Below are 8,986 nucleotides of genomic sequence, written 5' to 3' on the forward strand. Positions count from 1 at the left end.
GGACGTTCGAGTTTCGCGACGACTGGTGGAGACAGCGGTGACGGACATGCAGGAAGCACCCGGGGACCTCGTGATGACCCGCATCGGGCAGGCGATGATGCTGCTGCACGGCGGGGACCGCGAGGAGGCCCGCAACCGCTTCGTCGCCCTGTGGTCCCAGATCGGCGAGGACGGCGACGCCCTCCACCGCTGCACCCTGGCCCACTACATGGCGGACGCCCAGGACGATCCGGGGGACGAACTGGCGTGGGATCTCAGGGCGTTGGCCGCTGCCGACGGGCTGAGCCAGGACCGCCTCACCGAGCACCACGCCTCGCTCGCGGTGCGCGCCTTCTACCCCTCGCTCCACCTCAACCTCGCCGCCGACTACGTCAAGCTGCACCGCCCCGACGAGGCACGGCTCCATATCGAGCGCGCCCACGACGCCCTGGACACGCTGTCCGACGACGCGTACGGAAACGGCATCCGCGAGGCGGTGCGCCGCCTGGAGCGCCAGTTGGACGCCGCGTAGTCGGTGCGGCGTGGCGCGGTGACGGCTGCGGAGAGGGGGCGCGGGCGTGGCGGGCGCGGTGCGGGTATCTCGTGCCAGGGCGTCGCAGCTCCCGACATGACAGGCCGTCAACTGCCGTACGTCTCACGGCAGATGCGTGCCTGTGGGCTGTCGTCGCGCCAGCCGCCGTAGGCCTGGCCGAGCGCGCAGATACCGGCCGGGGCGGCCGGCGCGGGGGCGGTTCGGGGATGCCGCTTCGTCCTGGGTGCGGCGGGGCGGCCTCCGGTGCGCTCGGCGCCGGGACGACGTCCGCGACGGGGCGGATCCGGGCGGGCGGGCTCCTCGGGGGCGGGCGCGGCAGCGGTCGGCGGGGAGGAGGCGGCGTCGGGGGGCATGACGGTCTCCAGGGCCTCGCGGGCCGGGGCCTGGGCGATCCTCGCGGTGGCCTGCGGCCGAGGGACGGCGGGCGGCCCGGACGGCGGGGCGGGGGCGCGGTCCGCCTCGACGGAGACACAGCCCACGAGGCATCCGGACAGGCTCAGCGCCGTCACGGCCGCCAGGAGCCGGAGGGTGTTCGGGGTGCGGTGCATCCCTCAACTCTGCGGCCGCGTAAGGCGGTTGGGTGCCCGTGCGGGCCCGTGATGGCCCGCACGAGTGAAAGGGGTCGACGCGCGCGACGGCCCGGGCCCAGGGGCCGGCCTCCGTGCGGGCCGCCCCGGGTCAGGCTCCCGTCGCGCCGTCGATCGCCTCGCGGAGCAGATCTGCGTGGCCGTTGTGGCGGGCGTACTCCTCGATCATGTGGGTGTAGATCCAGCGCAGGTTGAAGTGCTGCCCGCCCCGTGCGGTGCCCGCGCTGAGGTCGTCGAGGACGTGTGCGGCCGCTATGTCCCGTGCGGCGGCGACCTCACCGCGCCAGGTGGCGAGCGCCTCGGCGTGGGTGTCCTCGGGGCCGAAGTGGAAGTCGCCGTCGGGGTCCTCGTCGGTCCCGTAGACGCCTTCGTCCGTCCCGCCCGCGAACACCGTGACGAACCACCAGCGTTCGACCTCGGCGAGATGGCGCAGCAGTCCGAGCAGGGTGAGCTCGGAGCTCGGGACGGCGGCCCGCTTGAGCTGCTCGTCGGAGAGGCCGGAACACTTCCAGACGAGCGTCTCGCGGTGGTATTCCAGCCAGCCGTCGAGCATGGCCCGCTCCCCGGCGTCCAGTGCGGGTTCATTGCGCTCGGTGGGCTCGGTCACGGGTGCCTCGGGGGTCGTCATGGGGTCATCCTGACTCGTGCCCGCGGCCTTGGCCAACGGTTATCGGCGCCCGGGTCCGGGTCCGATCCCGGGTCCGGTCAGCATGCCGCTCAGCAGCTCGGCGAAGCTCCGGCGGATCTCCGCAAGGGACGGAACCTCCGCGTGGTACGAACCGGCCGCGCAGGAGAACATCAGGCCCTCGCTGAACGAGATCAGCGACAGGGCGTGGCGCTCGGGCGCACTCGATCCGGCGGCCCGCATGAGCCGCACCAGAGGGGCCCTGAACTGTCGCCCGGCCGCGTCGTAGTACGCCCGCAGCTCGGGCCGCCGGGTGGCCTCCAGCGCCAACTCGTAACGGGACACGAGCAGTTCGCGGGGGCCGGTGAGATAGCGGTGCAGGGCGAGGGCCAGCGCCCCGGCGAGCTCGTCGAGGTCGCTGCCCGGTACCGGCATCTCCGCCGGGACGAGCACCTTGGCCTCGCGTTCGGCCTGGCGCCGGACCGCCGCTTCGAGCAGCGCCTGACGGGTTCGCGCCTGGTTGGAGGTCGAGCCCTGCGGCAGCCCGGCCCGCTCGTCGACGGCGCGGTGGGTCAGTCCCCGCATGCCCCGTTCGGTGAGCAGGGCGAGCGCGGAGTCGGCGATGAGATCGGCACGCGAGGTGCCGGGAGTGTGCGCGGGCATGGCCTCAATCTACCCCTCGCACTACAGATGTAGTAACGTCGTCCTCGGTACTACAGATGTAGTCGACAGGGGGCATCATGAGTGGACACAGGGACAGCGAGGGACGGCGCGCGGTGGTCGTCGGCGGGGGCATCGGCGGGCTCACCGCCGCGGCGGCCCTGACCCGGCGCGGCTGGCGGGTCACCGTCCTGGAGCGGGCCGAGGAGCTGAAGCCGGTCGGCGCGGGCATCGCGCTCGCCCCCAACGGCCTGCGGGCCCTCGACGTCATCGGCCTCGGTGACCGGATCAGGGCGCTCGCCGCCTGGCAGGGCGAGGGAGGCCTGCGCACCCCGAGCGGCCGCTGGCTCTCCCGGACCGACCCCGAGGCCGCCATCGAGGCCTTCGGCGACCCGATCGTCCTGCTGCACCGGGCGACGCTGACCGCGACACTGGCCGGGGCGCTCGCGGAGGGGACTGTGCACACCGGATCCGCGGCCGAACTCCTCGACCCCGGCGCCGCCGACCGCCCCGCCGTGGTCCGCACCGCCGACGGTGACATCGAGGCGGAGCTCGTCGTCGGTGCCGACGGCATCCACTCCGCGCTGCGCACGGCGCTCTTCCCCGCCCACCCCGGCGCGACGTACTCCGGATTCACCACCTGGCGCGTCGTGGTGCCGGACCCGGGCCGGCCCTTCGCCCCGCACGAGACCTGGGGGCCCGGCCGGATCTGGGGCACCCAGCCCCTGAAGGACGGCCGGATCTACGCGTACGCGGCGGCCAGGGCTCCTCGGAACGGACACGCCCCCGACAGTGAACAGGCCGAACTACGCAGGCTGTTCGGCACCTGGCACGACCCCATCCCGGCGATCCTCGACGCCGTGGGCGAGGGCCCGGCGCTGCGCAACGACGTGCACCACATCCTGGAAGCGCTGCCCGCCTACCACCGCGGCCGGGTCGCTCTCGTCGGCGACGCCGCACACGCCATGGCCCCCACCCTCGGCCAGGGCGGCAACCAGGCCATCGAGGACGCCATCGTCCTGGCCCACCACGCCGACCCGGCAGGCGACCTCGCCACCGGCCTCGCCCGCTACAGCGCCGAGCGGCTGCCGCGCACCATGGGCCTGGTGCGCACGGCGGACCGCACCGCGCGGCTCAACATGCTGCGCAACCCGCTCGGCATCGCGGTGCGCGACACCCTGATCGGTGCCCTCTCGGCACTGGCCCCCGGTCTCCTGCTGCGCTCCTTCGCCGCCACCGCCACCTGGCAGCCCCCCGCCGCACGTATGCTGACCAGGGAAGAAGGCTCAACACCGCTCGGCGACAGGAGAACCCCGTGAAGGTCGGATGCATCGGGCTCGGGGACATCGCGCAGAAGGCCTATCTGCCGGTTCTGACCACGCTCGCGGGCACGGAGCTGCATCTTCAGACCCGTACCCCCGCCACGCTCGCCGCGGTGGCCGCGGCCCACCGCATACCGGCCGCGCAGTGCCACACCGGCCTCGACTCGCTGCTCGCCCAGGGGCTCGACGCGGCGTTCGTCCACGCGCCGACCGCGGTGCACCCCGAGATCGTGACCCGGCTGCTCGAAGCGGGCGTCCCGACCTATGTCGACAAGCCGCTGGCGTATGAACTGGCCGAGTCCGAGCGGCTGGTGGCGCTCGCCGAGGAGCGCGGCGTCGGCCTCGCCGTCGGCTTCAACCGGCGCCTCGCGCCCGGCTACGCCCAGTGCGCCGACCACCCGCGCGAGCTGATCCTGATGCAGAAGAACCGCGTCGGCCTGCCCGAGGACCCGCGCACCCTGGTGCTCGACGACTTCATCCACGTCGTGGACACGCTGCGCTTCCTGGCGCCCGGCCCGATCGAGCACACCGTCGTGCGCGCCCGGGTCCGCGGGGGTCTGATGGAGCACGTCGTCCTTCAGCTCTCGGGCGACGGCTTCACCGCGATCGGCACCATGAACCGGATGAACGGGTCCACCGAGGAGATCCTGGAGGTCTCGGGCCAGGACACCAAGCGCCAGGTCCTGAATCTGGCCGAGGTCGTCGACCACAAGGGCCAGCCGTCGGTGCGCCGCCGCGGCGACTGGGTGCCCGTGGCCCGTCAGCGCGGCATCGAGCAGTCCGTCCTCTCCTTCCTCGACGCCGTACGGGCCGGAAAGACGCTCAGCGCACAGGACGCGCTGGCGACTCACGAGCTGTGCGAGAGGGTGGTGCGGGAAGCCCTGGAGCAGGCTTCCTGAGCGCCCGCGCGCCCTCGGCCGCGCCATAGGCGCCGAGCGCGACCAGCGCCGCGTGCACCGCCCAGTCGCCCAGGCGCACATAGGGCGTGGTGCCGGTCGCCAGCGGGACGTCGTACACCGCGGAGGTACTGGCCGAGGTGGGCAGCCACGCTCCGATCCGGGCGCCGTCGGGACCGTAGGCGGCGCTGATGCCGGTCAGGGTGGCATGCACCATCGGGCGGCCCGTCTCGGCGGCGCGCAGCGCGGCCAGCGAGGCGTGCTGGGCGGGCGCCCAGGTGTCCTGGAACGACGAGGTCGAGGACTGCGCGATGAGCAACTGAGCGCCACCGCGCACCAGATGACGGCTCATGTCGGGGAACGCCGACTCGAAGCACACCAGGGGACCCAGCCGCGCCCCGTCCGGCAGCGTCATCACCACCGGAGTGGTGCCGCGCCGGCGGTCCTCGTCGGCCGCCTTGCCGACCGAGGTCGCCCAGCCGAGCAGCGAACGCGCCGGGATGTACTCGCCGAACGGCACGAGCCGCATCTTGTCGTAGCGCTGCCCGGTGGGGCCGTGGGGGCCCACGAGGACCGAGCTCTTGAAGATGCCGGGCTTGTCGGACCTGCGCGCGTCCACGTTCACCAGGACGTCCGCGCCGACCTCCGTGGAGAGTTTCGCGATCCGCGCCGCCAGATCCGGCCTGGCCGCCAGGTCCTGCCCGACGCTGCTCTCGCCCCATACGACGAGGTCCACGTGCTGCCCCGCGAGGGCGCGGGTCAGCACCTCACCGCGGGCGAACCGAGCGTCACCGTTCTCGATCACGCCCGGCTGCACCACGGCGACCCTGATCCGGCCGTCCCCCTTCATGTGCGGAGCCCACATCCAGACGCCCCCAGCCGCCAGGGCGCACACCACGAGCGCGGACACCATGGCGAGACGAGCGGGGCGCAGCACCACCAGGAGGGCGACGGCGGTGTTCACCGCCACCACGAGCAGGCTCACCAGCCACACCCCGCCCACCGACGCCAGTCGCAGCGCGAAGGGCACCTCCCACTGGCTCGCGCCGAGCAACCCCCACGGCCCGCCCAGCCCCTGCCACGACCGGCAGAGCTCCACCACCAGCCAGCCCGACGGCACCACCGCGACCGCGGCCAGCGCACGCGGCACGGAGGGACGGCCCCCCATGGCAGAGCGCACCAGGACGCCCCACGGCGCCCACAACAGCCCGAGAAGCCCGGCCAGGACCACGATGAAGACGCTCAGGCTCGGCAGCAGCCAGTGGTGCACCGCCAGCATGAAACCCGTGCCGCCGAGCCAGCCGTCGAGCGCGGCCCGCCGGGCGCTGCCCGCCGAGCGCACGAGCAGCAGCAACGGCACCAGCGCCCCATAGGCGAGCCACCACAGCGCCGGCGCCGGGAAGGCGAGCGCGGGCAGCGCCCCCGCGAGCAGCGCGGCCGCGCCGCGCCACCAGGCGGAGCTCAGGCGTGGACCGTGACGGCCGACCGGGATCCGCATACCGCGCCTCCTTGCCCACCCCCGTGATCAGTTGGCTTCCCGCACTGCCAGTGTGCGGGAGAGGCGGCGTCGCGGACAGACGGCCCCGCGCCCGGCGCGCCCCGTCCGCCCCTCAGTTCCCGGCGAGCGCCCCCGACATCCGCCGCCACTTCTCGTGCACGGTCACCGAGCCGAGCCGCCACCCGGCCTCGGTACGGATCAGCGAGAACGCGTAGCGCCCACCGGATTCGAAGTCGGGCGCCGACGGGGTCCCGCCGCCGTCTGCGCCGAAGCACATCGGGTTGAGGTAGTCGGCGCGCAGCTCGGCGCGGTCGCCCGGGTAACCACCGAGGTCCTGGAGGGCGAGCAGCCGGTTGGCGATGAGGTGCTGGCGGACCGGGAAGAGCCGCATGGTCTCCGCGAGCCACTGGGCCACCTCCTCGACCGAGCCCTCGATGCCGCCCGCGGCGCCGTAGTCCGCGCGCCCGTCGGCGGTGAACAGGGCGCGGTAGGCGGTCCAGTCCCCGTCGTCGACGGCCGCCGCGTATCCGGTGATGAGTTCGTCGATGGCCAAGCGGTCGAGGAGGGTTCCGAGATCCACGCGCTGTGTCATCGGCTCAGTCTCCGCCAGTGGGACCCGAACGCCAAGAGCCCGTCGCTTGTGGCCCGTTGACGCTTCGTGCTACCGCTGGCGCCATGACGGACGAGACGACTCCCGCGGTACGCAGCGAACACGACGGCCCGGTCACCACGGTGATCCTGTCGCGTCCCGGGGCGCGCAACGCGGTGGACGGCCCCACCGCCCGGGCGCTCGCCGACGCCTTCCGTGCCTTCGAGGCGGACGAGCGGGCGGCGGTCGCGGTGCTCTGGGGCGAGGGCGGCACGTTCTGCGCGGGCGCCGACCTCAAGGCGATCGGCACCGAACGCGGCAACACGGTGACCGAGGACGGCGACGGGCCGATGGGCCCGACCCGGCTGCGGCTCTCCAAGCCGGTGATCGCGGCCGTGGCCGGCCACGCGGTGGCGGGCGGCCTCGAACTCGCGCTCTGGTGCGATCTGCGGGTGATGGAGGAGGACGCCGTGTTCGGGGTGTTCTGCCGGCGCTGGGGCGTGCCGTTGATCGACGGCGGGACGGTACGCCTGCCCCGGCTGATCGGGGCCGGCCGCGCCATGGACCTCGTCCTGACGGGCCGGCCGGTGGACGCGGCCGAGGCGCACGCCATCGGTCTAACCGACCGGATCGTGCCGCCCGGCACCGCGCGCACCCGGGCCGAGCGCCTGGCCGCGGAGATCGCCGCCTTCCCGCAGACGTGTCTGCGCCACGACCGGATGTCGCTGCTCGAACAGGAGGGCCTCGGGGAGTCCGAGGCGCTGCTCAACGAGGTGCGCCACGGCGCCCACGCGCTGGGCGAGGCGGCCGAGGGCGCCGCCCGGTTCACGGCGGGGGCGGGCCGGCACGGAGCCTTCGACAACTCCCCCTGAAACAAGGTCCGTTGGGGCCGTGCGCTACGGCCGGCGGATGTAGGGCGTCGTCAGCGTGAGCGGGGTGAAGCCGAGGCGCCGCAGGATGGGGCGGCTCCGGTCCGAGGCGTCGACCTGGAGGTAGCGGTAGCCGCGCTCGGCGGCGATGCGGGTGCGATACGCGATCAGGGCGCGGTAGATGCCCCGGCCGCGCCACTCGGGCAGGGTGCCGCCGCCCCACAGACTGGCGAACTCGGTACCGGGGTGGGCATCCATGCGGGCAGCGCTCACCGGGACCTCCCCCGCCATGGCCACGACCGCCGTGACGGTGTCGGGAACCTCGGCGAACTGGGCGAGCAGGCGCTCGCCCAGGGCGGCCGACGGCCGGCCGAAGGCACCGTCGTGGACGCGGTTCATGAGGGCCACTCCGGCCTCGTCGGTCACCGGGCGCAGGGTGATACCGGCCGGGGGCTCGACGTCGAGGGGGAGGTCGGCGACCCGGGCGACCATCACGGTCTCCTCGGGCTCGGCCTCGAACCCGGCCGCAGCCAGGCGCCGCCCGAGGTCGGCGGGGCGGTCGTGGGCGTACAGCTTCCACTCGAACTCGCTGCCCAGCGAGGCGAAGTGGCGTACCTGCGCGGCGATTTCGGCGTCCGCGCCCGACGCGGTCAGGTCGGACCAGAGGATCCCGTTCCACACGGGGGCGGGCCCCACCTGCCGTACTACGCCGCCGGACCGCTCGACCGTGGCGCCCGGGCCGTCCGGCTGGGCGTGCCGGCGCATCTGCCGGTCGAAGACCGCGAGCAATTCGTCATCGGGGGCGCCGGCCGGCGCGTCGGTGTGCATCGGGCCACTTCACCAGTGGGCGCGGGGCCCGGCAACCGAATTGGGGGCGGCTCAGGCCCGCGGCTTCGAGACGGCTCCCGCGGGGAGCGGGGTCGTCTCACCGACCGCCGCGGCCCAGTCGGCGAGCAGCCGCTCGTACTCCTCGGCGGGCCACTGTCCGTCCGCGCCGTCGACGAGCGCACGGATGGCGTCGTTGGCGGCATCCGCGTCGGACGGCGCGGGGCCGGGACGCTCGGAGGAGGAAGACATGCGACCAGGCTACGGGTCCGCTCGGACACTCGGCCCCGCCCGCTCCGTCGAAGTGCAGGTGGGAGCGGTGCGGGGTGGTCAAGGTCACAGCCGTGGGGGGTTTTGGAGCGGCGTACGTCACGCTGCCTGGGCGGTGTCGACGCGTACCGCGGCGGCCCATTCGACGAGGAGCCAGTGGTAGCGCTCCTCCTCGTCGGGCGAGAGGCGGCCGTCGGACTGCTCCCACAGCGAGCGGATGTCCGCGTTCACCACGTCGGCAGGGCGAAGGGAACGGCAGTCGTAAGTCGGGGGCATGGGGCAAGCCTACGGCCACGAGGTGACCCACCGCCAC

General features: G+C 73.9%; 12 protein-coding genes. 4 read left to right on the forward strand and 8 right to left on the reverse strand.

Annotated features, from left to right (window positions below; all coding sequences use genetic code 11):
* Positions 1–37 precede the first annotated feature (37 nt).
* On the forward strand, positions 38–511 hold the full coding sequence (locus tag N4G70_RS06210) for a hypothetical protein (RefSeq protein WP_261711426.1): 474 nt from the start codon (positions 38–40) through the stop codon (positions 509–511).
* 107 nt (positions 512–618) lie between these two features.
* Here the strand turns inward: N4G70_RS06210 and N4G70_RS06215 are convergent, their stop codons facing one another.
* The 3 genes from N4G70_RS06215 to N4G70_RS06225 form a co-directional block, all read right to left on the reverse strand.
* A complete protein-coding gene (locus N4G70_RS06215) occupies positions 619–1,080 on the reverse strand; it encodes a hypothetical protein (RefSeq protein WP_261711427.1) in 462 nt (153 codons plus the stop codon).
* 130 nt (positions 1,081–1,210) lie between these two features.
* On the reverse strand, positions 1,211–1,747 hold the full coding sequence (locus tag N4G70_RS06220; RefSeq protein ID WP_261711428.1) for a DinB family protein: 537 nt from the start codon (positions 1,745–1,747) through the stop codon (positions 1,211–1,213).
* 39 nt (positions 1,748–1,786) lie between these two features.
* Complete coding sequence (locus N4G70_RS06225) at positions 1,787–2,407, reverse strand: TetR/AcrR family transcriptional regulator (protein ID WP_261711429.1); 621 nt, start codon at positions 2,405–2,407, stop codon at positions 1,787–1,789.
* 77 nt (positions 2,408–2,484) lie between these two features.
* On the opposite strand from N4G70_RS06225, the gene N4G70_RS06230 reads away from it, so the two are divergent.
* The gene (locus tag N4G70_RS06230) at positions 2,485–3,723 is read left to right on the forward strand and encodes an FAD-dependent oxidoreductase (protein WP_261711430.1); all 1,239 of its coding nucleotides are present in this window, start codon (positions 2,485–2,487) and stop codon (positions 3,721–3,723) included.
* Complete coding sequence (locus N4G70_RS06235) at positions 3,720–4,625, forward strand: Gfo/Idh/MocA family protein (RefSeq protein ID WP_261711431.1); 906 nt, start codon at positions 3,720–3,722, stop codon at positions 4,623–4,625. The genes N4G70_RS06230 and N4G70_RS06235 overlap by 4 nt, the downstream gene beginning before the upstream one ends.
* On the opposite strand, the gene lnt is transcribed toward N4G70_RS06235, so the two are convergent.
* Positions 4,549–6,120 (reverse strand): apolipoprotein N-acyltransferase, encoded by a 1,572-nt coding sequence (gene lnt, locus N4G70_RS06240; RefSeq protein WP_261711432.1) that lies wholly within the window; start codon positions 6,118–6,120, stop codon positions 4,549–4,551. The genes N4G70_RS06235 and lnt overlap by 77 nt on opposite strands.
* Positions 6,121–6,232: 112 nt before the next feature.
* A complete protein-coding gene (locus tag N4G70_RS06245) occupies positions 6,233–6,712 on the reverse strand; it encodes a nuclear transport factor 2 family protein (RefSeq protein WP_261711433.1) in 480 nt (159 codons plus the stop codon).
* A gap of 83 nt (positions 6,713–6,795) precedes the next feature.
* On the opposite strand from N4G70_RS06245, the gene N4G70_RS06250 reads away from it, so the two are divergent.
* Positions 6,796–7,581 (forward strand): crotonase/enoyl-CoA hydratase family protein, encoded by a 786-nt coding sequence (locus N4G70_RS06250; protein WP_261711434.1) that lies wholly within the window; start codon positions 6,796–6,798, stop codon positions 7,579–7,581.
* Positions 7,582–7,605: 24 nt separating this feature from the next.
* Here N4G70_RS06250 and N4G70_RS06255 read toward each other — a convergent pair whose 3' ends face one another.
* The 3 genes from N4G70_RS06255 to N4G70_RS06265 all read right to left on the reverse strand — a co-directional run bounded on the left by N4G70_RS06255 (position 7,606) and on the right by N4G70_RS06265 (position 8,949).
* Positions 7,606–8,406, reverse strand: a complete 801-nt coding sequence (locus tag N4G70_RS06255; protein ID WP_261711435.1) for a GNAT family N-acetyltransferase — start codon at positions 8,404–8,406, stop codon at positions 7,606–7,608.
* Positions 8,407–8,457: 51 nt separating this feature from the next.
* Entirely contained in the window at positions 8,458–8,655 is a 198-nt protein-coding gene (locus N4G70_RS06260; RefSeq protein WP_261711436.1) for a hypothetical protein, read from the reverse strand.
* A gap of 117 nt (positions 8,656–8,772) precedes the next feature.
* Positions 8,773–8,949: a hypothetical protein gene (locus N4G70_RS06265; protein WP_261711437.1), complete on the reverse strand. Its 177-nt coding sequence runs from the start codon at positions 8,947–8,949 to the stop codon at positions 8,773–8,775.
* Positions 8,950–8,986: the final 37 nt, after the last annotated feature.

Source organism: Streptomyces sp. ASQP_92, from assembly GCF_025399895.1.
Classification (GTDB): domain Bacteria; phylum Actinomycetota; class Actinomycetes; order Streptomycetales; family Streptomycetaceae; genus Streptomyces.